Genomic DNA, 25,343 nt, shown 5'->3' with positions numbered 1-25,343 from the left:
GCCGGCAAGTTCACCTGATAATGAGGAAAACAATGGACGTCAGCCGCAGAAAGTTTTTTAAAATCTGCGCGGGCGGTATGGCTGGGACGACTGCAGCGGCGCTGGGCTTTGCCCCGAAAATAGCGCTGGCTCAGGCGCGTAATTTCAAATTACTGCGCGCCAAAGAAGTTCGTAATACCTGCACATACTGCTCCGTGGGTTGTGGGCTATTAATGTATAGCCTGGGTGATGGGGCAAAAAATACCCGTGAAGCCATTTACCATATTGAAGGCGACCCGGATCATCCAGTCAGCCGGGGTGCACTCTGTCCGAAGGGCGCGGGTCTGCTGGACTACGTAAATAGCGAAAGCCGCCTGCGTTACCCGGAATATCGCGCACCTGGCTCAGATAAATGGCAGCGTATTTCGTGGAATGAAGCCTTCGATCGCATCGCAAAATTGATGAAAGCCGACCGCGACGCCAACTTTATTGAGAAAAACGAGCAGGGCGTCACGGTTAACCGCTGGCTCTCCACCGGGATGCTTTGTGCATCGGCGGCAAGTAATGAGACCGGTATGCTGACGCAGAAGTTTGTGCGCTCACTTGGCATGCTGGCGGTAGACAACCAGGCGCGCGTCTGACACGGACCAACGGTAGCAAGTCTTGCTCCAACATTTGGTCGCGGTGCGATGACCAACCACTGGGTTGATATTAAGAACGCCAACGTCGTGATGGTGATGGGCGGTAACGCCGCTGAAGCCCATCCAGTGGGATTCCGCTGGGCGATGGAAGCGAAGAACAATAACGATGCGACGCTGATCGTTGTCGACCCGCGCTTTACGCGTACGGCGTCGGTGGCCGATATTTATGCGCCGATTCGTTCCGGTACCGACATTACCTTCCTGTCGGGCGTCCTGCTGTATCTTATCGAAAACAATAAGATTAACGCCGAATACGTGAAGCATTACACCAACGCCAGCCTGCTGGTGCGCGATGACTTTACCTTCGAAGACGGCCTGTTCAGCGGTTACGATGCCGATAAACGTCAGTACGACAAATCATCGTGGAACTATCAGTTCGACGAAAACGGCTATGCCAAACGCGATGACACCCTGACGCATCCGCGTTGCGTGTGGAACCTGCTGAAAACGCACGTTTCCCGCTATACGCCGGACGTGGTGGAGAACATCTGCGGTACGCCAAAAGCCGATTTCCTGAAAGTGTGCGATGTGCTGGCTTCCACCAGTGCGGCCGACCGTACCACCACTTTCCTGTATGCGCTGGGTTGGACTCAGCATACCGTCGGTGCGCAGAACATTCGTACCATGGCGATGATTCAGCTGCTGCTGGGTAATATGGGTATGGCGGGCGGCGGTGTGAATGCGCTGCGCGGGCACTCCAACATTCAGGGGTTAACCGACTTAGGCCTGCTGTCGACCAGCTTGCCGGGCTATCTGACGCTGCCGTCGGATAAACAGACAGATCTGCAAAGCTATTTGGCGGCGAACACGCCGAAAGCGACGCTGGCGGATCAGGTGAACTACTGGAGCAACTATCCGAAGTTCTACGTCAGCCTGATGAAGTCGTTCTACGGCGATGCGGCGAGCAAAGATAACGACTGGGGCTTTAACTGGTTACCGAAATGGGATCAGGCCTACGACGTTATCAAATACTTCAACATGATGGATAACGGCAAAGTCACCGGTTACATCTGCCAGGGCTTTAACCCAGTGGCATCGTTCCCGGATAAGAACAAGGTTGTTCGTAGCTTAAGTAAGCTGAAGTACATGGTCGTTATCGATCCGCTGGTCACCGAAACGTCGACTTTCTGGCAGAACCACGGCGAATCGAACGATGTTGATCCATCGACGATCCAAACGGAAGTCTTCCGTCTGCCATCGACCTGTTTTGCCGAAGAAGATGGGTCAATTGCCAACTCCGGACGCTGGCTGCAGTGGCACTGGAAAGGCCAGGATGCACCGGGCGAAGCGCGTAACGACGGCGAGATTCTGGCCGGTATTTACCATCGTTTGCGCGAAATGTATCGCGAAGAAGGCGGTAAGGGCGTTGAACCGCTGCTGAAGATGGGCTGGCACTACAAACAGCCGGATCATCCGGAATCCGAAGAGGTGGCCAAAGAGAACAACGGCTACGCGCTGGCGGATATCTATGATGCGAACGGCGTGCTGGTGGCGAAAAAAGGGCAGTTACTCAACAGCTTCGCGCTGCTGCGTGACGACGGTACCACCTCATCCTCCTGCTGGATTTACGCCGGTAGCTGGACCGAGCAGGGCAACCAGATGGCCAACCGCGATAACTCTGACCCATCGGGTCTCGGTAATACGCTGGGTTGGGCATGGGCGTGGCCGCTGAACCGTCGCGTACTGTACAACCGTGCTTCTGCGGATGTGAACGGTAAGCCGTGGGATCCAAAACGGATGCTGATCAAGTGGAACGGGAGCAAATGGACGGGGAACGATATCCCGGACTTTAATACTGCGCCACCGGGCAGTGCGACGATGCCGTTTATCATGCAACCGGAAGGTCTTGGCCGTCTGTTTGCCATCGATAAGCTGGCGGAAGGGCCATTCCCGGAACACTACGAACCAATGGAAACGCCGCTGGGTACCAACCCGCTGCACCCGAATGTGATTTCAAGCCCAGTTGTGCGTCTGTATGAACAAGATGCCGTACGCCTTGGTAAGAAAGATAAGTTCCCGTACGTGGGGACTACCTATCGTCTGACTGAGCATTTCCATACCTGGACTAAGCATGCGCGTTTGAATGCGATTGCACAGCCGGAGCAGTTTGTGGAGATCAGCGAAGGGCTGGCGAAAGCCAAAGGCATTGCCAATGGTGACAAGGTGACGGTTAGCAGCCAGCGCGGCTTTATTCGCGCAGTGGCGGTGGTGACCCGTCGTCTACAAACGCTCAACGTTAACGGCCAGCAGGTGGAAACTGTCGGTATCCCGCTGCACTGGGGCTACGAGGGCGTGGCGCGTAAGGGCTATATCGCCAATACCCTGACGCCGAACGTTGGCGATTCCAACTCGCAAACGCCGGAATATAAGGCGTTTCTGGTTAACATCGAGAAAGCGTAAGGAGCGTTTAGATGGCGATGGAAACACAAGACATTATCAAACGCTCTGCGACTAACTCTATGACCCCCGCGCCACGTGCGCGGGACTACAAAGAGGAAGTGGCTAAGCTGATTGATGTCTCCTCCTGCGTGGGCTGTAAGGCCTGCCAGGTGGCCTGTTCCGAGTGGAATGATATCCGCGACGAGGTAGGGCATTGCGTGGGGGTTTACGATAACCCTGCCGATCTGAGTGCCAAATCCTGGACGGTGATGCGTTTTAGCGAAACCGAACAGAACGGCAAGCTGGAGTGGCTGATTCGTAAAGACGGCTGTATGCACTGTGAGGATCCCGGCTGCCTGAAGGCCTGTCCATCCGCAGGGGCGATCATTCAGTACGCCAATGGGATCGTCGATTTCCAGCAGGACAATTGCATTGGCTGTGGTTACTGCATCGCCGGGTGTCCATTTAATATTCCGCGCCTCAATAAAGAGGATAACCGCGTGTATAAATGTACCCTGTGCGTTGACCGCGTCAGCGTCGGACAAGAACCGGCCTGTGTGAAAACCTGTCCGACCGGTGCCATTCATTTCGGTACCAAAAAAGAGATGCTGGATGTGGCGCAGGAGCGGGTGGATAAGCTCAAGAAACGCGGCTATCCGCAGGCCGGTATCTACAACCCGGAAGGGGTTGGCGGGACTCACGTGATGTACGTACTGCATCACGCAGACCAGCCGGAGCTGTATCACAAGCTGCCAAAAGATCCATCGATTGATACCAGCATTAATCTGTGGAAAGGGGCGCTGAAACCGCTGTCTGCCGCCGGATTTATCGCTACTTTTGCCGGGCTTATCTATCACTACATTGGTATTGGCCCGAACAAAGAAGTGGATGATGACGAGGAGGAAGATGGCCATGAGTAAGTCGAAGATGATTGTACGCACGAAGTTTATCGACCGTGCCTGTCACTGGACGGTGGTGATTTGCTTCTTCCTGGTGGCCGTGTCGGGGATTTCCTTCTTCTTCCCGACGCTGCAGTGGCTGACGGAGACCTTCGGGACGCCGCAGATGGGGCGTATTCTGCATCCGTTCTTTGGGGTGATGATTTTCGTCGTGCTGATGTTTATGTTCGCCCGTTTTGTGCATCACAACATTCCGGATAAGCAGGATATTCCGTGGGTGCTGGGGATTGTCGAAGTGCTGAAAGGCAATGAGCATAAGGTCGCGCGCGTCGGAAAATATAACGCCGGGCAGAAGATGATGTTCTGGACCATCATGAGCATGATTTTCGTGCTGTTGGTGAGCGGGGTGATTATCTGGCGCCCGTACTTCGCGCAGTATTTCCCGATTCAGGTCGTGCGCTATGCGCTGCTGATTCATGCGACGACTGCCATCATCCTGATCCACGCGATCCTTATCCATATGTATATGGCGTTCTGGGTAAAAGGCTCGATTAAAGGGATGATTGAAGGCAAAGTCAGCCGTCGCTGGGCGCAGAAGCACCACCCACGCTGGTATCGTGACGTTGAGCGTCTTGAAGCGAAGAAAGAGAATTCGGAAGGGCTGAAGTAAGTTTCTTTCGCAGTACCGGAGAGCGGTTTGATGTCCCCAGGGCGGGGGGACGTTGAACCGCTCTTTTTTATTGGTGTATCCGCTGATATTCCTTGTTCTATGAATCATTTGCACTGTTTTCATGGATTATCCCGTCATTGGGCGATTTGGGCTGGTCTGTGGTCAGCGAATGGTCAATAATGCCGTCCCGCAAAGGCAACATAAACAAGTGATTAGAGGGATGAAAAAGACAATTTTCGCACTGGCACTGGGCACCTTTGGTCTGGGGATGGCCGAGTTTGGTATTATGGGCGTCCTCCCGGAACTGGCGCGTGATGTCGGTATTTCGATCCCGGCAGCAGGCAATATGATCTCCTGGTATGCCTTTGGCGTGGTGATTGGTGCGCCGATTATTGCGCTGTTTTCAACGCGCTACTCGCTGAAATCCATCATGTTGCTGCTGGCAGCGCTGTGTATCCTTGGCAATATCGTGTTCACCGTCTCCTCAAGCTACGTCATGCTGGCGATTGGTCGACTCATCTCTGGTTTTCCCCACGGGGCGTTCTTTGGCGTTGGGGCGATAATTCTATCGAAGATCGCACCGCCAGGACGTGTGACTGCGGCGGTCGCCGGGATGATTGCCGGGATGACGGTCGCCAATCTGGTTGGGGTTCCCGCCGGGACATGGCTCGGCCATCAATTTAGCTGGCGCTATACGTTTTTGGCGATTGCGCTGTTTGACGCTGCGGTGCTGGTGGCAATTATTGCCTGGGTCCCGACGCTGTTTGATAAATCCGACGCCCGTCTGCGCGAGCAGTTCCATTTCCTGAAAAGTCCGGCGCCGTGGCTGATTTTCGCCGCTACCATGTTCGGCAACGCAGGGGTGTTCGCGTGGTTTAGCTATATCAAGCCGTTTATGATGAATGTTTCCGGCTTTTCCGAAGGGGCCATCATGTTCATCATGATGCTGGCGGGTTTGGGCATGGTGCTGGGCAATATTCTCAGCGGCAAACTTTCGGGTCGCTACAGTCCGCTGCGGATTGCAGCCACCACTGATGGCGTGATTGTCGTGGCGCTGCTGCTGATTTTCCTGCTCGGCGGGATGAAGATTGCGTCACTGGCGTTAGCATTTATCTGCTGTGCTGGGCTGTTTGCGCTGTCGGCTCCGCTACAAATTCTGCTGCTGCAAAACGCGAAGGGTGGCGAAATGCTCGGGGCGGCGGGTGGGCAGATTGCCTTTAACCTCGGCAGCGCTATTGGCGCATTCTTCGGCGGTCTGATGATTACGTTAAACTTTGGCTGGAATACTGTTGCCTTGCCGGCTGCAGCGCTATCGTTCCTGGCGATGACGTCATTACTTATCTATGCGCGTTATCAGCAGCGTCAGCGAGTATTGGCTGGTGGGTGAACGTGGAAAACTGCCTCTCCCTGGGGGGAGAGGCACAGGGCATTAATGGCGTAAATCAATCACCATACGGCCACGAATTTGGCCTTGTTCCATCTCTTTAAAGATAGCGTTGATGTCTTCCAGCGGACGCATCGTCACTTTCGGCACCACTTTACCTTCGGCAGCAAACTGGAATGCTTCGGTCAGATCCTGACGCGTACCGACCAGTGAACCCACCACTTCAATGCCATCCAGAACCAAACGTGGAATGTCCAGGCTCATGGACTCTGGCGGCAGGCCAACCGCTACCACACGGCCACCGGCGCGAACGGCGTCAACGGCGGAGTTGAATGCGGCTTTCGCCACGGCAGTCACCACCGCGGCGTGTGCGCCGCCGGTTTTTTCCTGCACGATTTTCGCCGCGTCTTCGCTACGGGAGTTGATCACCAGATCGGCCCCCATTTCTTGTGCCAGCTTCAGCTGCGCATCGTTAACGTCCAGCGCGATCACTTTGGCATTAAAGACGTTTTTCGCATACTGCAGCGCCAGGTTGCCCAAGCCGCCAAGGCCGTAAATGGCAATCCACTGGCCCGGTTTGATATTGGAAATTTTCACTGCTTTGTAGGTGGTCACGCCCGCGCAGGTAATGCTGCTGGCTGCGGCAGAATCGAGACCGTCTGGCACTTTGACTGAATAGTCAGCGGTAACGATGCACTCTTCAGCCATCCCGCCATCGGCGGTATAACCGGCGTTGATAACCGAACGGCACAGGGTTTCGTTACCGCTGTTGCAGTATTCACAGTGGCCGCAGCCCTGGAAGAACCATGCCACGCTGGCGCGGTCGCCAACTTTCAGTGAGGTTACGCCCGGGCCAACTTCCTTAACGATGCCGACGCCTTCGTGGCCGAGGATAACCCCGGTCTTGTCACCGAAATCGCCGTTTTTCACGTGCAGGTCGGTGTGACAGACACCACAACACTCCATTTTTAACAGGGCTTCACCGTGCTGCAGCGGACGCAGCTTTTTATCGGTGACGTTTACCTGATGATCCTGAGTGACAACAGCAGCCTTCATAACCTTACTCCTGGTTGATATGTATTTGATAATAATACTCATTAATGATTAGTCATTAATGCCGAAATTGCAAGGCAGGAGGGGGGAAGAATATGGTGGTTTTTCAGTTTGATAGTGTTAAGCGTTCATAAAAGTGCCATTAAATGGTCATCTTGCGTTCAACTGCAAACTCTACCGTGTCGTTTTTATTTTCTGATAACAATAGAGTGATACGACAATGCATCTGGTCAAAACAATCATCGCTGCAAGCCTGGTTTTCTCAGCCGCCGTTCAGGCGCACAACGTACTGGATTTTCCTCAGCCGGATAACAATCCGGAAGAGTTTTACGCGGTCACCGAAATTCCAGCCGGTGGGGTCATCAAATATGAGACCGATGCCAAAACAGGGTTTATTATCGCCGACCGTTTCCAGTCAATGCCGGTAGCCTATCCGGCGAACTACGGTTCGTTGACGCAGTCGTTGGCCGGAGATGGCGATCCGCTGGATGTGGTGTTCTACACCCGAGCGCCAATGGCGCCGGGGACGCTCATCAAACTGCGGGCGATTGGCGTGCTGAAGATGGTTGACGGCGGTGAGAAGGACGACAAAATTATCGCGGTACCCGCGAGTAAAATTGACCCGACCTATGATGAAATTAAAAATATCAGCGATTTACCAAAGATGGAGCAGGAGCGTCTGGAAGCCTTCTTCCGCGTCTACAAGCAGCTGCCGGCCGGGCGCAAAAGCGTGGAGCTGAGCGGTTTTAACGATGCCGTGGCGGCAAAACAAGAAATCAAGCAGTCGTGGGATGCGTGGAAAGAGAAACACCCGCAGCCTCAGCAGTAGAAAATAGCCCGGCGTTGCTATGCTCGGCCGGGCTATTGTTCAGGGATAATTTCAGCCGCCATCTCTAACCGGATGGCGGTGTTCGGATACAACCTCTACGCGCTATTAGCCCAATTGTTGGTTAATCCGCGCAATCTCCTCCTGCCATTGCTGCTGTAGCTGCGGTTTTTGGTGCTTTGGTTTCCGTGCTAAATCTTCCGCAAGCCGTTGTTCCAGCATCACCAGCCGTTCCAGCAGTTCATCACCGTCAATGGTGACGTTGGGTATTTCAGAAACGGTCTGTTGTTCTGTGTCCGCGCGATCGTGGGTTCTGATTTGTGCATAAACGGCATCGGCATCCGGCCATTCGCTAAGTCCGTTTTCGTCAATTAGCCAGAAGCGATTACAGCTGCGGCTGATAAGCTGGCGGTCGTGGCTGACCATTAATAAACCGCCGGAGTATTCACACAGCGTCTGTGCCAGTGCTTCCTTACCGTCCATGTCCAGATGGTTGGTTGGCTCATCCAGTAACAGCAAGCTGTAGCGAGCCAGCGATAGCCCAACAAACAGCAGGCGTGAACGCTCGCCGCCGCTCAGCGTACTCACTTTTTGACCATGCCGCGCCCAGCCAAAACCGGCGGAAATGAGCGCTCGTTTCCGCGTTTCTGCCGACGGCTCGAAACCTTCGAGTGCGTCAAGTAGCGAGTCGTTGTCGGCGAGCTGATGCAGCGTTTGGTCGTAATATCCCGCGTGGAGACGTGGATGAAGCCGTAGCCCAGCATCAGGCGTATCCTGCTGCATTTGTCGCCACAGCAGCCGTAACAACGAGGATTTTCCGCCGCCGTTACGGCCCATAATTGCCACCCGGTCACCGCTTTGCAGTCGCGCGATTCCGGTGGTGAACAGCGGCGGAAGACCGGGGGCCGGTGGAACCGACAGCTGTTCCAGCTCCAGTAATCGATCTGCGCGTACTGCATCCCCGTGCAACGCTAATGTCCACGGCGTGCCGTGGGTGAGTTCGGTCTGACTCTCTTTTAGCCGCGTGACCTGTTTCTCCATCTGTTTGGCCTTACGCGAGAGGTCTTCGTTGTCGTACACCCGTCCCCAGGTGGCTAGCCGTTTGGCGCTAGCGGTGACGCGGTCGATCTCTTTTTGTTCGGCCTTATGACGCAGCGCATCGCTGGCGTCCTGTTCTTCTAATGCCAGGCGAGCGGCGGTACAAGGCAGTGCAAACGCATGTAGTCGGTTATCGCGGAGGATCCAACTGGTGTTGGTGACTGCATCCAGCAGCGGATTATCATGCGAAACCAGAACGAAACTCCCGCTCCAGCTATTGAGGAAACTCTCCAGCCATAGCAGCGTCGGCAGATCGAGATGGTTACCGGGCTCATCCAATAGCAGTAAATCGGGTTGTAATATCAACGCGCGCGCTAAGAGCAAACGCGTATGCTGGCCGCCGCTCAGCGTGGATGCCGTCTGCGCAATTTCGCCGGAGATAAACCCCATTTCCAGTAAGAGTCGTTCGGCCTGCCACCGCTGACTTTCACGTGTTGCCACAGGTAGCTGCACCAGGACGGCGTCGATAAGCGACTGATTCAACAATGTCGAAGGTAAATGCTGTTCCACTCTTGCCATCAAACAATGGCTGGCGAGTGACACTTGTCCTGAAGAGGGCGCAAGCGTGCCGTCAAGCACCTGAAGCAGGGTACTTTTTCCGCAGCCGTTATAGCCAATCAGGCCGATACGGTCGCCTTTTTTCAGGGTAAAAGAGAGTTGGGTGAAAAGAGGGCCAAACGCCGTCTCAACGTGTAGAGATTGTGCCGTTAGTAATGTGCTCATTTGCTTACTCAAGAGTTACAGGCATGGGAATGCCTCGTCAAACATCGCTGACGATAACTAAGTAAGCCCGAGGGAAGGGATTAAGAGTGAGTGTCTTCGCTCAAGCCGAAGTTATCGCAGCACGATATCGATAACGCTTGAGCAGGTGCGATCACCAAGTGTATGTGAAATATTAAATTTTTCACGATACAGCATAATTAGCCTCCTTATTTTCAGTAATGTGGTTAAAGTGTGAATGCAGTGTAGCGGGACGGGTGATATTACGCCAGTGAATAAAACATTAGTTACAACATACATTATGAAGATCTTAAAAATACCGGTCTTCAACATCGTGCCTGCTAAAGTCTGGTAGCCAGATTGAGTCCCAATGCGGTAACTCAATCTGGGCTATGACACGATTAGATGGAGGTGCGACGGTAGTTGCGGTATTCCGGCTGCCAGAAGTTCTCGTCGATTGCTTCCTGCAATGCATCGGCAGAGGTGTTGGTTGCCACACCTTGCTGCTGCGCCATTTTGCCAACGGCAAACGCAATGGCACGCGACACTTTGTGAATATCTTTCAGTTCCGGGAGCACCAGGCCTTCACCGTGAGTGGCCAGCGGCGAGTGCTTCGCAAGCGTTTCGCTTGCCGACATCAGCATTTCGTCGGTAATGCGTGACGCACCAGAAGCAATCACACCCAAACCAATGCCTGGGAAGATGTAGGAGTTATTGCACTGGGCAATCGGATAAACCGTGTCTTTCCAGACCACCGGGGCAAACGGGCTACCGGTGGCAACCAGCGCCTGGCCATCGGTCCAACTGATAATATCCTGCGGCGTGGCTTCTACGCGTGAAGTCGGGTTCGACAGCGGCATGACGATAGGGCGCGGGCAATGCGCATGCATTTCGCGAATGATCTCTTCGGTGAACAGCCCGGTCTGGCCAGAAACGCCGATCAGAATATCGGGCTTCGCATTGCGAATCACATCCAGCAGAGAGATTTCATCATTCTCGTGCGCCCAGTCCTGAATTTTTTCCTGCTTCTGTGCCAGTTTGCTCTGGAAAGAGAGAAGGTTCGGCATTTGATCGGTCAGCAGGCCGAAACGGTCAACCATAAAGACGCGGCCACGCGCCTGTTCTTCGCTTAGGCCTTCACGCTGCAGCTGGGAAACGATTTGCTCAGCGATTCCACAACCGGCAGAACCTGCACCAAGGAAGACAATTTTTTGCTCGCTAAGTTGGCTACCAGCCGCACGGCTGGCGGCAATCAGCGTGCCGACGGTGACCGCGGCGGTACCCTGAATATCATCGTTGAAGCAGCAGATTTCATCGCGATAGCGATTAAGCAGCGGCATGGCGTTTTTCTGCGCGAAATCCTCGAACTGCAGCAGTACGTTCGGCCAGCGGTGTTTGACCGCCTGGATAAAGTCATCAACAAATTGATAGTACTCGTCATCGCTGATACGCGGGTTACGGCAGCCCATATACAGCGGATCGTTCAGCAACTGCTGGTTGTTAGTGCCGACATCCAGCACCACCGGCAGGGTATACGCCGGGCTAATCCCGCCACAGGCGGTGTACAGCGACAGTTTACCGATTGGAATGCCCATACCACCGATGCCCTGGTCGCCAAGGCCAAGAATACGTTCGCCATCGGTCACCACAATCACTTTGATATTGTGGTTTGGCACGTTTTGCAGAATATCGTCCATGTTGTGACGATTCTGGTAAGAGATAAATACGCCACGCGCGCGACGATAAATCTCGGAGAAACGCTCGCAGGCGGCGCCTACGGTCGGGGTATAAATGACCGGCATCATCTCATCGAGATGGTTTTCGACCAGACGATAGAACAGCGTTTCGTTGGTGTCCTGGATATTGCGCAGGTAGATGTGTTTATCGATCTCAGTTTTAAATCCCTGATACTGGATCCAGGCGCGCTCGGCCTGTTCTTCAATAGTTTCAACTACTTCAGGCAGCAGCCCGAGCAGGTTGAAATTGCTGCGTTCTTCCATGCTGAACGCACTGCCTTTATTAAGCAGAGGGAATTCCAACAGTACCGGCCCCGCATAGGGGATATACAGGGAACGATTTTTATGACCTGATAACATCTTACGTAACTCCGTTGTCTTCATTCCAGACCCGGCGACGGGCTGGCAGAAACTGCAGCGCGCAAGATTATAGAGCAACCATTAACATGATGGTGACAAATTAGGGGTAAGGGCACAAAAAAACCGCCAACTGCTGACTATTTCGCCACCTTAACCCTTTGTGCGCTGCCGGAGGCCAAGAACGATTCATGAACCAGGCTCATGATGGTATTGCGTTCGCGGGTATAGTCGCGTTAATCAATGTGCTGTAGCGTATTTTGGCTGAAAGATAAACCAGAAGTGCGAGGTAACGTCATGAAAGTGTTAGGTTATGCTGCCACAAACCCATCAACGCCGCTGGCGCCGTTTTCCTTTGAACGTCGTGAGCCGAGAACCGATGATGTGGTTATCGATATTCTCTACTGCGGCGTTTGCCATTCCGATTTGCATCAGGCGCGCAATGACTGGGGCTTTAGCACCTACCCGATTGTGCCAGGGCATGAAATTGTCGGGCGCGTGCGTGCCGTCGGCAGCGGTGTGACTAAGTTTAAAGCCGGAGATTTAGCGGCAATTGGCTGTATGGTTGATTCCTGCCGTGTCTGTCAGCCTTGCCAGCACGGGCTGGAGCAGTATTGCGAAGAGGGCAATATTCAGACCTACAACGGTCAGGACCGTCACGACCATTCCACCACCTACGGCGGCTACTCGCAGTCTATCGTTGCCAGCCAGGATTTTGTGCTACATGTGCCTGAAACGCTGGATTTGCAGGGCACGGCACCGCTACTGTGCGCCGGGATCACCACCTGGTCACCGCTGCGCCACTGGAAAATTAATGCGCAGAGTAAGGTTGCGGTCGTTGGGCTCGGCGGTTTAGGGCATATGGCCATTAAGCTGGCCAACGCGCTGGGAGCGGAAGTGACATTGTTTACCCGTTCTCCTGGCAAAGAAGTCGATGCCCGTCGTTTGGGGGCGGCACACGTGGTGGTCTCCACTGATGAAGCACAGATGGCGAAAGTGCAAAATCAATTCGATCTCATTATCGATACGGTGCCGTACGTGCATGAGATCAATCCCTACCTGTCGACATTAACCCTCGATGGCACCCTGGTCTTTGTCGGCCTGGTTGGGGATGCGCCGGAGTTTAGCACCGTACCGCTGCTATTAGGACGTCGCGCGATTGCCGGCTCTTGCATTGGTGGCATTGCGGAAACTCAGGAAATGCTCGATTTCTGCGGCAAACACGGCATTACGGCTGATGTTGAAGTGATTGATATTCAGAATATTAATGACGCCTTTGAGCGGATGCTAAAAAGCGATGTGAAATACCGCTTTGTGATTGATATGGCGTCTCTGGCCGGTTAAATAAGTGACGGCGTCACTTATTTCGTGAATGTTCAGGGCGTCTGGAGGGGGGAGAACACCTCATAGTGGGACTATTTGTGTACCCGTCAGTGTTTACTGTGAGTCATGTTCTCTCTTTTCCGGCCCCCGTTTTGCTAACTATCCTCGCCACTCAAACTGATAGGTTCTCAGTTTCGCCTATCACGATATTAATGAAGTTATCCCTAAGCGGATCGATTATCCGTGCATTCCACGCTATCCCGGTTTGCCATGTCGTAAACTCACCTTCCAGCGCAATAAGATTAACGCCTGACGGAAGGATATAGCGGACGCTTTCAGGTAGAAGAGCCACTCCAGCATCCGCTGCGACCAGTGCCAGCAGCGTTTGAATGTCATCGGCGGCGGCCACTTTTTTGGGGAACAAATTATGCGACATCAGGAAGTGTGCGGTTTGCGCTGACAATCCTTCTCCACGGTTTGCCGACAGTTGGAGCAGAAGATTATTTTCGATAAGCTTCAACGCCTCGGCTAAGCCGGTATGGCGATCGGATGCAACGGCAAGAACGAGTTTCTCTTCCGTCAGAACCGTGCTTTGTAATTGCTCGGAAACGGGCAGCCGTACGAATCCGGCCTGGAGATTACCTTCGAGCAACTCGCGGCACTGCACCGCGGAAGGCATATCATTAAGAAAAACCTGCACATCAGGAAACGCGTCGCGAAAAATGGCAACTTTCTCGGGCGCCATACGAAAAGAGGAAATACCAAATCCCAGCATGATTTTTCCTGCATTCCCTTTCTGTAAGTGTGCCGCTTTTTTAAGAAATTTTTCATAGTAATCCACCGCATCCTGCGCTTCCTGAAGCAGTTGCTCTCCCGCGAGAGTCAATTTTGCACCATGGCGACCGCGCTGAAAAAGAGTCATTCCAGAGAGGTGTTCAAGCATCTGAATTTGCTTTGTCAGAGCAGGCTGTGTGACGCAAAGCTTAGCCGCAGCAGTCCGATATCCCCCAGTTTGAGAGAGCATCACGAATGCGCGCAGTAGTTTGATATCCATTCCAGTCAGTTATCAAAGGGGGAGAATTACTGATTATACATACTTATCTTCTTTCTGCTGAAATTAGGCTTCTCAGTGAATTACAAGGATAAACATGATGAAAAAAAGTATTCGTGTCGCTTCAGTTCAGTTTTGCCATCGAGCAAGCGACAAGGCATATAACCTGTCAGTTATGGAACATTTCATCGCCAAAGCCCACAAGGACAACGTCCAGATTTTGGCGTTTCCAGAAATGTGCATTACGGGCTACTGGCACGTACCTGATCTCAGCACTCAGGAGGTCATCAATTTGGCTGAAAGCACCGACACCAGCCAGTCGCTGGCCAACGTCGCGCTCCTTGCGAAAAAGTATGATATGGCGATTGGCGCCGGTTTTATTGAAAAGGGGGCTGACGGGAAATTATATAATGCCTACGCAGTCTGCATGCCTGACGGAAAACGGCATATTCACCGGAAACTGCATGCTTTCGAGCACCCTGACATCGCACGTGGCAATGACTACACCGTTTTCGACACGCCCTGGGGCGTACGCATGGGTATTCTTATTTGCTGGGATAACAATCTTGTTGAAAACGCTCGCATTACTGCATTGAAGGGGGCTGACATCCTGATTGCACCTCACCAGACTGGCGGTACAAATTCACGTAGCCCCTTTGGTATGAAGCCCATTCCGGTCAATCTTTGGGAAAACCGTCACCAGGATCCGGACGCACTAAAATCCGCATTTCAGGGAGATAGCGGGCGAGGATGGCTGATGCGTTGGTTACCTTCACGAGCGCATGATAATGGTTTCTTCATCCTGTTCAGTAACGGTGTGGGACTTGATAATGGCGAAGTCCGAACCGGTAACGCGATGATCCTTGATCCCTATGGCCGCGTGGTTAACGAAACTGACGCCGTTGAAGATGCGATTGTGTTTGCCGACCTCGATCTGACGTTGCTGGCGATGTCTACGGGAAGGCGATGGATTCATGGCCGACGGCCTGAGCTGTATCAGATATTAAGCGAACCGCAGGGCTATGAGCGCGATGCCAGAACGGCAAGATTTTCACAGGACATCCCGTCATTCAACGCTGACAAAGATGAGTCACCCGCAAACCACTGATCATGTCTTCCCGCACCTCGCCATAAACAACGCCGGGATTACCCCGGCGTCACTGCCTGTGGCGATTAGCGCGCCTGGAACATAATCGTATCGCTGACGAAACTACCATCTTCGGCAATGGCGAAGTGGGCCCGGACTTCGTCGGAGACTTTATTTTGCAAATAGCGAATAGCCTCAACGATATTCTCCGGGGTTTTCATGCGAGCAACCCAGGAGGAGAACTCCAGCGGCAACTTATCGCTAACCAGTTTTTCGACGATCATTCCGCGATTGTTAACCATCGCCAGCCACTGTCCCTGTGAATAGTTATGGATGTGCGAAGGGTCGCGCAGCATTTCCACGGTTTGTAACCAGACGTCGAGCATCGCTTTGCCGGGGGACGCGATGTCCATCATGATAAAACGGCCACCGGGTTTCAGGACGCGGCGGATCTCCATCAGCGCCGCCTGAATATCATGCCAGTGGTGAGCGGAGTAGCGGCTGATAACGATATCGAAACTATGGTCGGCAAACGGCAGTACTTCCGCGGGCCCCTGTGTGCAGGTGATGTTGCCAAAGCCGCGCTTTTCCGCTTCCTGGGCGACCACCGCCAGCATCCCTTCTGACAGGTCATACGCGGTGACCTTTGCCACTAACGGCGCGGCGGTAAAACTGGCGTGCCCAGCACCGCAGCCTACATCCAGCAGGGTCGCGGCTGTATCATCTGCTATCCATTCGCTTAATCGACGTAAATCAACCCCCTGGGCGTGAACGCTGCTCTGTAAATAGGCGGCGGCCTGGCTGCTAAACTGCGACTGTACTAATGCTTCGTGATGGTTGCTCATACCTGTCTTCCTCTGTTGTTATTTTGTTGTTAAAACCGACTATACGACGGGATTAATACGGGTACAATATGGGCATTTATACGGGTATATCGAGTTACTACCATGGACAAATCGCAGCTCACCGGGCCGCAAGCATTAGGGGCTTTTTTACGCGTCAAGCGGGAAAATACCTCACCGGAAATGGTGGGAATACCGATTATTTCTCGCCGTAGAACCAAAGGGTTACGCCGCGAAGAAGTGGCACAGATGAGTGCAATTAGCACCACCTGGTATACCTGGCTTGAGCAGGGTCGCGATATTACCGTGTCGGCACAAACGCTTTCAGGAATTGCATTGGCGCTGAAGCTGACGGCGGCCGAGCGCGAATATCTGTTTTTGCTGGCACATAAAAGCGATCCGCTCAATGAGCAGGTACCTGCCGTCGAACCCACGATATTGGCTACCGTGAACAGCGTCTCACAGCCGTGTTATCTACTGGATCTCACCTGGCAAGTGCTGTCATGGAATAAAGGTGCTGAGGCGTTATTCGCCGGTTGGCTCGATGTAGATAGCACGCCAAATATGATGCGCTTTATGTTTGCGCATCCGCTGGCGCGCAAGCTGGTTGATAACTGGGAAGCCCGCGCCCGGCGTATTGTCGCGGAGCTACGGGCCGATGCGGTGCATTATGCAAACGATACGGTATTGAATGCCTTTGTGCAGCAAATGCGCGAGAACAGCGCTGATTTTCGTGAATTTTGGTCACAACAGCAGGTCATTGTCCGGGAAGGCGGCGAACGTCTGTTTCACCACGCCGAGCAAGGGGAACTGGTTTATCGCCAGTTGAGCTGGCAGCTCACCAGCAACCGCGCATTAAAAATGATTATGCTGATCCCAGAGAGTACAAACCAAAAGTAAGTGACAACGTCACTTACTTATTCGGTAAACAGCCGCATAAAACAGCGGCGCAGCCAGGTATTTGCCGCGTCCTGATGTACGTGGCTGTGCCAGAACAGGTTAATCTGAATACCCGGCAAATCAAAAGGTAAGGGACGGATCGTCAAACCAAAACGCTGAGCGGTTTGCAGCGCCAGCTTCTCGGTCACGGTAACAATAAAGTCCGTTTCGCTGAGGATATAGGGAATGGCCATAAAATGCGGTACGCAGAGCAGCCCTTGGTCGGCAATTCCCGCTTTGGCAAACAGATCGAAGATCCGCCGATGACCCGAGTCCTGTGCCATAACCTTGATGTGCTGCGCCTCGCGGAAGGCGGTTTCATCAAACTCAACCGTGCTGAGCGGATGATCGTTACGCATCAGGCACACATAGCGCTGGTCGAACAATCGACGCTGATAGAAACCCGCCTCCAACTGCGGCAGCAGGCCCACCGCCAAATCCACGCCACCGTTTTCCATTTCGGTTTTGAGCGGCACCGCAGTATCACGAACGGTGGTGATCCGCACGCCCGGGGCTTCTTTGCCGAGTAAATTCATCAATCTGGGTAGCAGATAGATCTCGCCCAGATCGGTCATGGCGACGCGAAATTCCCGTGAACTTTCCCAGGGATTAAAGGTATCCCGATAGCTGAGGGTCTTCTCCAGCGAGCTCAAAATCTCATCAACGTCGCCGGCGATTGCTTCAGCGTACGGCGTCGGGCGCATACCGCGCGATGCTTTTTCAAACAGTTCATCCCCTAGCATGATGCGCAGCCGTTTAATGGCATGGCTTACTGAAGGTTGGGTCAGGCCCATAATTTCAGCAACGCGTCCCGTATGGCGTTCGCTGTACATATGGCGAAAGACCACCAGCAGATTCAGGTCTACTTCATGTAAACGTGACATAGATATCGTTATGTATCCGATTAATAACCGCTATAAACCGCACGGCATATCTCACCGCCCCCTTTTTTTATACGCTTCGTTAACAAAATAACAACATTCGAAAGGGGGAATTGTGATGCAAGTGGATATCACCCCGGCAAGCCGGCAGCTTAGCGTGACCCCAGGTAGCAATCTGCTGGACGTTTTACGTGAGCACCAAATCCCGATTTCCTACAGCTGCATGTCTGGACGCTGCCAGACCTGCCGATGTCGCGTGGTATCGGGGCATGTCGAACAGTTACTACCGGATAACGTGCCGGACATGGCGGAAGGGGAAGTTCTTGCCTGCTGCACGGTACTGCATTCACCGTGCACCATCGAACTGCCGCCGGCGGATGAGATTGTGACTCACCCCGCGAGGACATTAAAAGCCACGGTGCTGTCATTTATGCCACTTTGCCACGACGTGTGGCAGCTGCGGTTAAAGCCTGCCAAGTCGTTTGCCTGGTCGGCCGGGCAGTTTGTCCGCCTGACGTTTCCCGGTGGAGCCCAGCGCAGCTATTCCATGGCCAGCCGACCGCAGGAGGATGACCTGGAATTTCATATTCGCATTGTCCCGGACGGCCGCGTGACGCCGGGGCTGATTGAGAGCCTGACGCCGGGCACGACGCTCAAACTCAATGGCCCGCTGGGGGCTAGTTGGCTTCGTCAAAAGCATGAAGGCCCGATGCTGTGTGTCGCCGGAGGCACTGGACTTGCGCCGCTGCTATCGATTATTCGCACAGCGCTGGCAGAGGGGATGGCCAACCCTATTCATCTCTATTACGGCAGCCGTTGGGCAAAAGATCTCTATGGCATCGAGCAACTGGAAACACTGCGTCGCCAGCATGAAAACTTTCGCTATCACCTTGTATTAAGTCAGGAACCGCCCGCGGCCGCGGTGCGTTTTGGCCGGCTTCCCGCCGCAGTGGCCGAGGGCTTGCCTACGCTGACCGGCTGGAAAGTTTACCCGGCGGGCGCGCCAGCGATGGTCGAGTCGATGGTGCAGCAGGCGCGTGCGCTCGGCGCTAAGGCCGAAGATATTCATGCCGATGCGTTTTATTACCAACCGTAATGTCGTACCTGGTTAGATAACAACAAGGAGTCATCATGAACTTCACCTCTGAACCTCATAGCAACCTGCTGTGGCCCGATGACGGTACTAGCCGCATCCCGTTCTGGGCCTATACCCGCGATGATATCTATCAGCGCGAACTGGAGAAAATTTTCTACGGGAAGCACTGGAGTTACGTCGCCCTGGAAGCCGAAATTCCCAATAACGGTGATTTTGTTCGCAGCGTGGTCGGCGAGCGCTCGGTCATTGTTGTGCGTAACGCACAGGGTGAGATCAATGTCGTCGAAAACGTCTGCGCCCATCGCGGTATGCGTTTTTGCCGCGAAAAATCCGGCAATCGTACCGACTTTGTCTGTCCTTATCACCAGTGGAATTACGATCTTGATGGCAACTTGCAGGGCGTTCCGTTCCGACGCGGCGTGAAGCAGGATGGCAAGGTCAACGGCGGTATGCCGAAGGATTTTAATCCGGCAGAACACGGGCTGAAAAAACTGAACGTAGCCTGCCATAACGGCGTGGTTTTCGCCTCATTCTCAAATGAGGTGGAGCCGCTGGAAAGCTATCTTGGCCCGGATATTCTGGCCTATTTTGAGCGCGTATTCAGCGGTCGTCCGTTGAAACTGCTGGGCTATAACCGTCAGCGGATCCCCGGTAACTGGAAGTTGATGCAAGAAAACATCAAAGATCCTTATCACGCCGGTTTACTGCATACCTGGTTCGTGACGTTTGGCCTGTGGCGTGCTGATAACCGTTCGCAGCTGATTATGGATGACAAATATCGCCATGCCGCGATGGTCAGCCGTAAGGGCAATGGCGGTAAAAGCGAGGTAACGCAGGGCGTCAGTAGCTTTAAAGAACAAATGCAGCTTAACGACTCGAGCTTCCTCGATGTGGTGGAAGAGCCGTGGTGGAACGGCCCGACGGTGGTGATGATGACGCTGTTCCCAAGCCTGGTTATCCAGCAAAACGTCAATTCGATGTCCGTACGACATATTCAGCCGCGCGGTCCGCACGAATTTGATTTTGTCTGGACGCACTTTGGCTTTGCCGACGACAGCGAGGAGATGACCCAGCGTCGCCTCAAGCAGGCCAATCTGTTTGGCCCTGCGGGATTTGTCTCGGCGGATGATGGTGAAGTGGTGGAGTTTTCGCAGCAGGGATTTAAACACAACCCTACCCAGCGCACTCTCGCCGAAATGGGCGGCACCGGCTATGAGAATACCGACCATATGGTGTCGGAAACCCTAATTCGCGGAATGTACCACTATTGGCGCGGCGTTCTGGAGATTTAACATGATGATAAATAGTGAAATCTGGCAACAGCTGGTCACGCTGCAAACGGAGTATAGCGATGCCGTTGACCGCGCAGAGTGGGAAAAATGGACCGAGTTATTCACCGACGATTGTCGTTATAAGGTGATCCCGCGTGAAAATTACGATCGCCACTTGCCGCTATCGACCATTAATCTCGACAGCAAGGGGATGTTAAAAGACCGAATCTACGGCGTTGCTGAAACCTTATTCCACGACCCGTACTATCAGCGTCATGTGATTGGGCTGCCGCATATAGTGTCTATTGATGAGCAAGAAATTGTGGCGCGGACCAACTATGCGGTGTTCCGCACGAAATCGGATGGCCATAGCGAAGTATTCAACGTCGGTTATTACCTCGACACCGTGGTGCAGACGCCGAAGGGCCTACGTTTTGCCAGTCGGTTGTGCATCTTCGATAGCGAACTGGTCCCCAACTCGCTGATTTATCCTATTTGAGGTAACGCTATGTCTGAGAACTGGATCTTTGCCGCGCAGTTGGACGATCTCCCGGAAGATGATGTGATTGGCGTCGCCGTGAACGGCCTCGATATCGCGCTGTATCGCACGGAGGAAGGGGTGTTCGCCAGTGATAATCTCTGTTCACACGGAAATGCGCGTCTGAGCGATGGCTTTCTTGAGGATGGTGAAATTGAGTGCCCGCTGCACCAGGGGCGCTTTTGTATTAAAACCGGCAATGCGCTGTGCAGCCCGTTAACCCAGGGCGTTACCGTCTATCCGGTACAGATCGACGGCGAGCAGGTGTATCTGAAATTGTCTTAACCTCATCTGCAGGGCCAGACAGTCCTGCAGAACTTTTTTGTTGCGCTCATGTTAATTCTGCAATAGCATCCTCGTTTTCGGAGTTCGAAAATGTCCGTTGCAGATTCTCTTCTCGCATTCTCTTTTGCCGCTTTACTCCTCACACTGACTCCAGGGCTCGATACTGCACTGATCCTCCGCACCTCCACTGCCGAAGGCGGGAAAAAGGCATTTCAGGCGGCGTTAGGAATTGATACCGGCTGTTTTATCTGGGGGGCACTGGTGGGTTTTGGGCTTGGCGCGGTTCTGGCAACCTCTGCGCTGCTCTACGATATGCTCAAATGGTGCGGGGCTGGCTATTTAGGCTGGCTGGGATTCCAACTTCTCCTTAAACCTCGGCATACCGTAGCAGAACCGACATCGGAAAATGAACGGGGAGGGAACGGGTTTGTGCGGGGGCTTTTGAGCAACGTGCTGAACCCTAAAATGGGTGTCTTCTACGTTTCATTTCTGCCGCAGTTTATTCCTACCGGGCACTCACCGATTCTGTGGACGTTTATACTGGTGACTATCCACGTCCTCATCGGCACACTCTGGTCACTGACGCTCATTATGGTCACCCGCTATGCTTCACGGATCTTACGCAATCCCCGTTTTATTAAAAGTATGGATAGGGTGACCGGCGGGCTCTTTATGCTATTTGCCCTGCGCCTGGCGTTAAGCCAGCGCTAGGGGCCAATGAGCAATGATGGGCAGCCTATTGCTGCCCATCGTCGATTATGCGGTTAATTGCTCGACAACCTCCACCACAGGGGTAATGGCTTTAATGCCACCGATCCCGGTACCTAGCGAGATATAGCCCTCGTCGGTATTGTCTTCCAGCATTCCCAGCCGCAGCCCACGCAGGCCGCCCATCGCGGTGCCAATCTCTTCTTTGCTAGCACCGGCTTTATCTAACGCGACCAGTTTTTGAGTCAGCTTGCCCGGCAGCGAGCGATAGAAATCAGGCAGGGTGCGGAACAGGCTCAGGTCCAGCCCATTGGCGGCGACGATTTTCTCTTTCACCGACCGCGGCACCCGGCTTTCCTCTGTGCTGATAAACACCGACCCAGCGAATACACCTTCCGCGCCCAGCGCATGTGCCGCACGGGCGGTACGTTTATCGACAATACCGCCAGCTGCCAGTACCGGCACATTGATTGCTGCATCAGCAATCATCGGCACGATGGAAAATGTACCCAGGACATTGCCCGGCAGCGTACCGCCTTCATCAAACCCGGTGGCGACAATGATATCGGCACCGGCCCGTTCTGCCTCGCGTGTATTGGCGGGGGTTGGATTGATATCGCGGTAGATAATGATAATTCCAGCGGCTTTCAGTTCGTCGAACAATGCCGGAATAATCGCACCTTCACCGTAGCCGGTATAGACCACCGCATGGACACCTTCTTCTTTAATAACGTTGAGGATCGGCGGCGTCCAGATGTCGTTTTCCGGGCTCGGGATCAGGTTTACGCCAAAGGGTTTTTCGGTCAGTTTTTTCGTTTTGCGGATCTCTTCGCGCATTTTCTCGGCGGTTTCTTCCGGGGTAGAAACCGCGGTGTCTGCGGTTAACCCGGCATTCGGGCCTAATACGCCCAATCCACCGGCATTGCTCACGGCAGCGACCAGACGTGCATCGGTAAGCCAGGATAGCGGCCCTTGAATGACCGGTTTTTCGATGCCGAGAATCTGACAGATACGGTTAGTTTTCATCTTATTTTCCTTGTGACAAGCAGGGATATGCTGGAATGCGGGCAGTGTAGGCCGCTTAATTGTTTGGAAAAATAGTGAAAATCGTTCTTCAATATTATTAAATGGATAACAATCTCGTGGTTATTGGTAAAGTGGCGGCATCATGCAAATGAATCTGTTTGAAAATATTAAGATTTTTATTGAAATCGTTGATTCAGGCAGCTTTACCCAAGCGGCGGAAAACCTACAGATTCATCGTCCCGCGGTGACCAAAGCGCTGCAGCAGCTAGAGCAGGTAAGCGGTGTACGTCTGTTGCAGCGCACCACGCGGCGCATCAATCTGACGTCGGAAGGGGAAGAGTTTTATCGTCGCAGCAAACCGCTACTGGCACAGGCCGATGACTTGCTGGAATCCTTCGCGCCGGGCCGCCCATTGCATGGGCAGCTGCGCGTGGATATGCCCATCGCCTTTGCCCGACTGATTGTGGTCCCCAAACTGCCGGATTTTTACCGCGCTCATCCGGACCTGGAGATTATCCTGAGTAGCTCCGATGTACGTCGGGACATGCTCCGCGATGGCCTCGACTGTGTACTGCGGGTTGGGGCGCTGGATGATGGTGACTATGTCGCCAGATCGCTTGGCAATATTAAAATGACCACCTGCGCCAGCCCGGAGTATCTCGCACAGTACGGCGTGCCGAAAACGCTCGATGATCTGCAGCATCATCAGGGCGTTAACTGGATTAATACCAGCAGCCGCCAGGTGATGCCGTGGTGTTTTCAGCGGGGGTCGACGACGGAAGAGATAGCCTTGCCGGGCAAGCTGATCCTTGATAACTCAGAAGTGTATATCGCCGCAGGGCTCGCCGGGCTTGGCTTATTACAGGGAATGAACTTCTTTTTGCAGCCCTACATTGATAACGGCCAGCTTGTCGAGATCTTGCCAGATTATCCAAGCCCACGCCGTCGACTGTCTCTGCTCTATCCGCACCGCCATTTATCGCAGAAGGTGAGGGTGTTTGCCGAATGGCTGGAAGGGCTGATTGCAGAGCTGCGCTGATGAAGACTATGACATAATGCCTTTCACCACCATGTGATACAACAGCATGATGGTTTTACCATCGATAATCTGTCCATTATCGATGGCGGCTAACGCCTCTTCGAGAGTCATCTCCAGTACTTCGATATCTTCACCTTCGGCCTCGATACCGCCACCCGCGCTCGTTTGACTTTCCGGGCTGTACTCCGCGATAAAAAAGTGCAGCTTTTCGGTGACTGAACCAGGGCTCATAAACGCCTCAAAGACCTTTTCGACGCGGGTAATTTGATAACCGGTCTCTTCTTCGGCTTCCGCTTTGATGCGCTGTTCTGCCGCCATATTATCGAGCAGCCCAGCGGCGGTCTCGATAAGAAAACCGTCGTGACCATTGACGTAGGTCGGAAAGCGAAACTGGCGGGTGAGAATGACCGTGCGCTTAACCCGGTTGTAGAGCAGGACGGTCGCGCCATTTCCCCGGTCATAAACTTCACGGCTCTGACGCTGCCATTGTCCATTCTGTCGCCGTAGGTCAAAGGTATATTTTTTTAGTAGGTACCAATCATTAGCCAGCGTTTGATCATCAATAATGCGTATTTGTGAGTTTTTAAGGGTCAAGTTACAGCCTCCATAGAGTGTCAATGCATGCTAATCGCCATGATCATGCATTATCAAGATATTTCGTGCATCCTGGATATTTCGCCCGTTAGCGAAGCATTCACTCATGACGCTGTTTATAGTGCAGTCATTCACACGAAGGAGGTTGCTATGATTGCCGTTATATTTGAAGCTCGCGCTATGCCGGAACAACAGGACAGATACCTGGCGCTTGCCGCCGAACTCAAAGCTGAGTTGAGCCATGTCGCTGGATTTATTGAGATCGAGCGTTTTCAAAGCTTAAGTTCGCCGGGAAAGGTGTTATCTCTCTCATGGTGGGAAAACGAAGAGGCGGTTCGAGCGTGGAAATGTAATATCCGTCACCAGGCCGCACAGCGTGAAGGGCAAAGTACCATTTTTGCCCATTATCGTATTCGGGTTGCGCAGCTGCTGCGGGAGTATTCTTTACAAACGAGGGCATGCCCTCATGTATGATATTCACGTTATTCTTCATCATGCACCCGGAGCGCTGGCACAGTTAGGCGTCACGCTGGGGAAAAATGGCGTAGGGCTGGAAGGCGGCGGCGTTTTTACCGTCGGTGATAGCAGCCATGCGCATTTCCTGGTGGAAGACGGCGAACGGGCGCGTCAGGTGCTTAGCGCCGCCGGAATGCACGTTGAGAGCATCGCAAAACCACTGATTCGACGGCTTCTGCAGGAACGTCCTGGGGAGTTAGGTGAGATAGCTCGCGTGCTGGCTGAGCACCAGATAACCATTCATGTTCAGTACAGCGATCACAATAACCGGCTGATTTTGTTGACAGATAACGACCCGTTAGCCGCGCAGGTGACCGAAAAATGGAGCGCTGATAGGTGACTAAA

24 protein-coding genes are annotated in these 25,343 nt (G+C 53.4%); 16 read left to right on the top strand and 8 right to left on the bottom strand.

Translation table 11 applies throughout. The features are described 5' to 3' along the window. The first annotated feature begins 32 nt into the window (after positions 1–32). From fdnG to araJ, 4 genes are all read left to right on the top strand, one after another. Positions 33–3,080 carry a formate dehydrogenase-N subunit alpha gene (fdnG, locus tag KP80_RS08940; protein ID WP_156315632.1) on the top strand — a complete coding sequence of 1,016 codons (3,048 nt, stop codon included), beginning with the start codon at positions 33–35 and terminating at the stop codon, positions 3,078–3,080. Positions 3,081–3,091: 11 nt separating this feature from the next. Then, positions 3,092–3,979, top strand: coding sequence for a formate dehydrogenase subunit beta (fdxH, locus tag KP80_RS08935; protein ID WP_052283288.1), 888 nt, complete (start codon positions 3,092–3,094; stop codon positions 3,977–3,979). Beyond that, positions 3,972–4,628 (top strand): formate dehydrogenase-N subunit gamma, encoded by a 657-nt coding sequence (gene fdnI, locus KP80_RS08930; RefSeq protein ID WP_052283287.1) that lies wholly within the window; start codon positions 3,972–3,974, stop codon positions 4,626–4,628. The genes fdxH and fdnI overlap by 8 nt, the downstream gene beginning before the upstream one ends. Before the next feature lie 220 nt (positions 4,629–4,848). After that, on the top strand, positions 4,849–6,015 hold the full coding sequence (gene araJ / locus KP80_RS08925) for an MFS transporter AraJ (protein WP_052283286.1): 1,167 nt from the start codon (positions 4,849–4,851) through the stop codon (positions 6,013–6,015). Positions 6,016–6,057: 42 nt separating this feature from the next. On the opposite strand, the gene adhP is transcribed toward araJ, so the two are convergent. After that, on the bottom strand, positions 6,058–7,068 hold the full coding sequence (adhP, locus tag KP80_RS08920; protein ID WP_052283285.1) for an alcohol dehydrogenase AdhP: 1,011 nt from the start codon (positions 7,066–7,068) through the stop codon (positions 6,058–6,060). Between the two features lie 217 nt (positions 7,069–7,285). Between adhP and KP80_RS08915 the strand changes: the two genes are divergently transcribed. Beyond that, on the top strand, positions 7,286–7,894 hold the full coding sequence (locus KP80_RS08915; RefSeq protein WP_052283284.1) for an inorganic diphosphatase: 609 nt from the start codon (positions 7,286–7,288) through the stop codon (positions 7,892–7,894). 105 nt (positions 7,895–7,999) lie between these two features. Here KP80_RS08915 and KP80_RS08910 read toward each other — a convergent pair whose 3' ends face one another. Together KP80_RS08910 and KP80_RS08905 are read right to left on the bottom strand one after the other, a co-directional pair. Next, a complete protein-coding gene (locus KP80_RS08910) occupies positions 8,000–9,712 on the bottom strand; it encodes an ATP-binding cassette domain-containing protein (RefSeq protein ID WP_052283283.1) in 1,713 nt (570 codons plus the stop codon). A 398-nt stretch (positions 9,713–10,110) separates the two neighbouring features. Beyond that, positions 10,111–11,805: an NAD-dependent malic enzyme gene (locus tag KP80_RS08905; protein ID WP_052283282.1), complete on the bottom strand. Its 1,695-nt coding sequence runs from the start codon at positions 11,803–11,805 to the stop codon at positions 10,111–10,113. A 294-nt stretch (positions 11,806–12,099) separates the two neighbouring features. On the opposite strand from KP80_RS08905, the gene KP80_RS08900 reads away from it, so the two are divergent. Next, positions 12,100–13,146 carry an NAD(P)-dependent alcohol dehydrogenase gene (locus tag KP80_RS08900; protein ID WP_052283421.1) on the top strand — a complete coding sequence of 349 codons (1,047 nt, stop codon included), beginning with the start codon at positions 12,100–12,102 and terminating at the stop codon, positions 13,144–13,146. Positions 13,147–13,297: 151 nt separating this feature from the next. Here the strand turns inward: KP80_RS08900 and KP80_RS08895 are convergent, their stop codons facing one another. Next, positions 13,298–14,179, bottom strand: coding sequence for a LysR family transcriptional regulator (locus tag KP80_RS08895; protein ID WP_052283281.1), 882 nt, complete (start codon positions 14,177–14,179; stop codon positions 13,298–13,300). A 97-nt stretch (positions 14,180–14,276) separates the two neighbouring features. Here KP80_RS08895 and KP80_RS08890 point away from each other — a divergent pair, with 97 nt between their 5' ends. Further along, the gene (locus tag KP80_RS08890) at positions 14,277–15,284 is read left to right on the top strand and encodes a nitrilase family protein (protein ID WP_052283280.1); all 1,008 of its coding nucleotides are present in this window, start codon (positions 14,277–14,279) and stop codon (positions 15,282–15,284) included. Positions 15,285–15,349: 65 nt separating this feature from the next. Here the strand turns inward: KP80_RS08890 and KP80_RS08885 are convergent, their stop codons facing one another. Next, complete coding sequence (locus KP80_RS08885) at positions 15,350–16,108, bottom strand: class I SAM-dependent methyltransferase (RefSeq protein WP_052283279.1); 759 nt, start codon at positions 16,106–16,108, stop codon at positions 15,350–15,352. Positions 16,109–16,210: 102 nt separating this feature from the next. Between KP80_RS08885 and KP80_RS08880 the strand changes: the two genes are divergently transcribed. Then, positions 16,211–17,005, top strand: a complete 795-nt coding sequence (locus KP80_RS08880) for a helix-turn-helix transcriptional regulator (RefSeq protein WP_052283278.1) — start codon at positions 16,211–16,213, stop codon at positions 17,003–17,005. 17 nt (positions 17,006–17,022) lie between these two features. Here the strand turns inward: KP80_RS08880 and KP80_RS08875 are convergent, their stop codons facing one another. After that, a complete protein-coding gene (locus tag KP80_RS08875; RefSeq protein WP_052283277.1) occupies positions 17,023–17,928 on the bottom strand; it encodes a LysR family transcriptional regulator in 906 nt (301 codons plus the stop codon). A 115-nt stretch (positions 17,929–18,043) separates the two neighbouring features. Here KP80_RS08875 and KP80_RS08870 point away from each other — a divergent pair, with 115 nt between their 5' ends. From KP80_RS08870 to KP80_RS08850, 5 genes are all read left to right on the top strand, one after another. After that, entirely contained in the window at positions 18,044–19,021 is a 978-nt protein-coding gene (locus KP80_RS08870) for a 2Fe-2S iron-sulfur cluster-binding protein (RefSeq protein WP_052283276.1), read from the top strand. Positions 19,022–19,056: 35 nt separating this feature from the next. Next, positions 19,057–20,313, top strand: a complete 1,257-nt coding sequence (locus tag KP80_RS08865) for an aromatic ring-hydroxylating dioxygenase subunit alpha (RefSeq protein WP_052283275.1) — start codon at positions 19,057–19,059, stop codon at positions 20,311–20,313. Position 20,314: 1 nt separating this feature from the next. After that, positions 20,315–20,791 carry an aromatic-ring-hydroxylating dioxygenase subunit beta gene (locus KP80_RS08860; RefSeq protein WP_231625916.1) on the top strand — a complete coding sequence of 159 codons (477 nt, stop codon included), beginning with the start codon at positions 20,315–20,317 and terminating at the stop codon, positions 20,789–20,791. A 9-nt stretch (positions 20,792–20,800) separates the two neighbouring features. Then, positions 20,801–21,115: a non-heme iron oxygenase ferredoxin subunit gene (locus KP80_RS08855; protein WP_052283274.1), complete on the top strand. Its 315-nt coding sequence runs from the start codon at positions 20,801–20,803 to the stop codon at positions 21,113–21,115. 90 nt (positions 21,116–21,205) lie between these two features. Then, complete coding sequence (locus tag KP80_RS08850; RefSeq protein WP_052283273.1) at positions 21,206–21,826, top strand: LysE family translocator; 621 nt, start codon at positions 21,206–21,208, stop codon at positions 21,824–21,826. A gap of 45 nt (positions 21,827–21,871) precedes the next feature. Here KP80_RS08850 and KP80_RS08845 read toward each other — a convergent pair whose 3' ends face one another. Further along, positions 21,872–22,849: an NAD(P)H-dependent flavin oxidoreductase gene (locus KP80_RS08845; RefSeq protein ID WP_052283272.1), complete on the bottom strand. Its 978-nt coding sequence runs from the start codon at positions 22,847–22,849 to the stop codon at positions 21,872–21,874. A 148-nt stretch (positions 22,850–22,997) separates the two neighbouring features. Between KP80_RS08845 and KP80_RS08840 the strand changes: the two genes are divergently transcribed. Beyond that, complete coding sequence (locus KP80_RS08840; protein WP_197276148.1) at positions 22,998–23,888, top strand: LysR family transcriptional regulator; 891 nt, start codon at positions 22,998–23,000, stop codon at positions 23,886–23,888. 6 nt (positions 23,889–23,894) lie between these two features. On the opposite strand, the gene KP80_RS08835 is transcribed toward KP80_RS08840, so the two are convergent. Beyond that, on the bottom strand, positions 23,895–24,482 hold the full coding sequence (locus KP80_RS08835; protein WP_052283270.1) for an NUDIX domain-containing protein: 588 nt from the start codon (positions 24,480–24,482) through the stop codon (positions 23,895–23,897). A 150-nt stretch (positions 24,483–24,632) separates the two neighbouring features. Here KP80_RS08835 and KP80_RS08830 point away from each other — a divergent pair, with 150 nt between their 5' ends. Beyond that, entirely contained in the window at positions 24,633–24,956 is a 324-nt protein-coding gene (locus KP80_RS08830; RefSeq protein WP_052283419.1) for an antibiotic biosynthesis monooxygenase family protein, read from the top strand. After that, the gene (locus KP80_RS08825) at positions 24,949–25,338 is read left to right on the top strand and encodes an amino acid-binding protein (protein ID WP_052283269.1); all 390 of its coding nucleotides are present in this window, start codon (positions 24,949–24,951) and stop codon (positions 25,336–25,338) included. Before KP80_RS08830 ends, KP80_RS08825 begins: the two co-directional genes overlap by 8 nt. Positions 25,339–25,343 lie beyond the last annotated feature (5 nt).

This window comes from Kluyvera genomosp. 1 (assembly GCF_001266615.1).
In the GTDB taxonomy this organism is placed as follows: domain Bacteria; phylum Pseudomonadota; class Gammaproteobacteria; order Enterobacterales; family Enterobacteriaceae; genus Kluyvera; species Kluyvera cryocrescens_A.
This window is presented reverse-complemented; position numbering and strand designations above follow the sequence as displayed.

What these genes read in the sequence shown, in the direction of transcription:
- KP80_RS08865 (WP_052283275.1), top strand. Translation starts at nt 19,057, where the DNA reads ATGAACTTCACCTCTGAACCTCATAGCAACCTGCTGTGGCCCGATGAC.
- KP80_RS08880 (WP_052283278.1), top strand. Translation starts at nt 16,211, where the DNA reads ATGGACAAATCGCAGCTCACCGGGCCGCAAGCATTAGGGGCTTTTTTA.
- fdnI (WP_052283287.1), top strand. Translation starts at nt 3,972, where the DNA reads ATGAGTAAGTCGAAGATGATTGTACGCACGAAGTTTATCGACCGTGCC.
- KP80_RS08825 (WP_052283269.1), top strand. Translation starts at nt 24,949, where the DNA reads ATGTATGATATTCACGTTATTCTTCATCATGCACCCGGAGCGCTGGCA.
- adhP (WP_052283285.1), bottom strand. Translation starts at nt 7,068, where the DNA reads ATGAAGGCTGCTGTTGTCACTCAGGATCATCAGGTAAACGTCACCGAT.
- KP80_RS08840 (WP_197276148.1), top strand. Translation starts at nt 22,998, where the DNA reads ATGAATCTGTTTGAAAATATTAAGATTTTTATTGAAATCGTTGATTCA.
- KP80_RS08905 (WP_052283282.1), bottom strand. Translation starts at nt 11,805, where the DNA reads ATGTTATCAGGTCATAAAAATCGTTCCCTGTATATCCCCTATGCGGGG.
- KP80_RS08890 (WP_052283280.1), top strand. Translation starts at nt 14,277, where the DNA reads ATGAAAAAAAGTATTCGTGTCGCTTCAGTTCAGTTTTGCCATCGAGCA.
- KP80_RS08885 (WP_052283279.1), bottom strand. Translation starts at nt 16,108, where the DNA reads ATGAGCAACCATCACGAAGCATTAGTACAGTCGCAGTTTAGCAGCCAG.
- araJ (WP_052283286.1), top strand. Translation starts at nt 4,849, where the DNA reads ATGAAAAAGACAATTTTCGCACTGGCACTGGGCACCTTTGGTCTGGGG.
- KP80_RS08910 (WP_052283283.1), bottom strand. Translation starts at nt 9,712, where the DNA reads ATGAGCACATTACTAACGGCACAATCTCTACACGTTGAGACGGCGTTT.
- KP80_RS08855 (WP_052283274.1), top strand. Translation starts at nt 20,801, where the DNA reads ATGTCTGAGAACTGGATCTTTGCCGCGCAGTTGGACGATCTCCCGGAA.
- fdxH (WP_052283288.1), top strand. Translation starts at nt 3,092, where the DNA reads ATGGCGATGGAAACACAAGACATTATCAAACGCTCTGCGACTAACTCT.
- KP80_RS08850 (WP_052283273.1), top strand. Translation starts at nt 21,206, where the DNA reads ATGTCCGTTGCAGATTCTCTTCTCGCATTCTCTTTTGCCGCTTTACTC.
- KP80_RS08895 (WP_052283281.1), bottom strand. Translation starts at nt 14,179, where the DNA reads ATGGATATCAAACTACTGCGCGCATTCGTGATGCTCTCTCAAACTGGG.
- KP80_RS08870 (WP_052283276.1), top strand. Translation starts at nt 18,044, where the DNA reads ATGCAAGTGGATATCACCCCGGCAAGCCGGCAGCTTAGCGTGACCCCA.
- KP80_RS08900 (WP_052283421.1), top strand. Translation starts at nt 12,100, where the DNA reads ATGAAAGTGTTAGGTTATGCTGCCACAAACCCATCAACGCCGCTGGCG.
- KP80_RS08830 (WP_052283419.1), top strand. Translation starts at nt 24,633, where the DNA reads ATGATTGCCGTTATATTTGAAGCTCGCGCTATGCCGGAACAACAGGAC.
- KP80_RS08845 (WP_052283272.1), bottom strand. Translation starts at nt 22,849, where the DNA reads ATGAAAACTAACCGTATCTGTCAGATTCTCGGCATCGAAAAACCGGTC.
- KP80_RS08915 (WP_052283284.1), top strand. Translation starts at nt 7,286, where the DNA reads ATGCATCTGGTCAAAACAATCATCGCTGCAAGCCTGGTTTTCTCAGCC.
- KP80_RS08875 (WP_052283277.1), bottom strand. Translation starts at nt 17,928, where the DNA reads ATGTCACGTTTACATGAAGTAGACCTGAATCTGCTGGTGGTCTTTCGC.
- KP80_RS08860 (WP_231625916.1), top strand. Translation starts at nt 20,315, where the DNA reads ATGATGATAAATAGTGAAATCTGGCAACAGCTGGTCACGCTGCAAACG.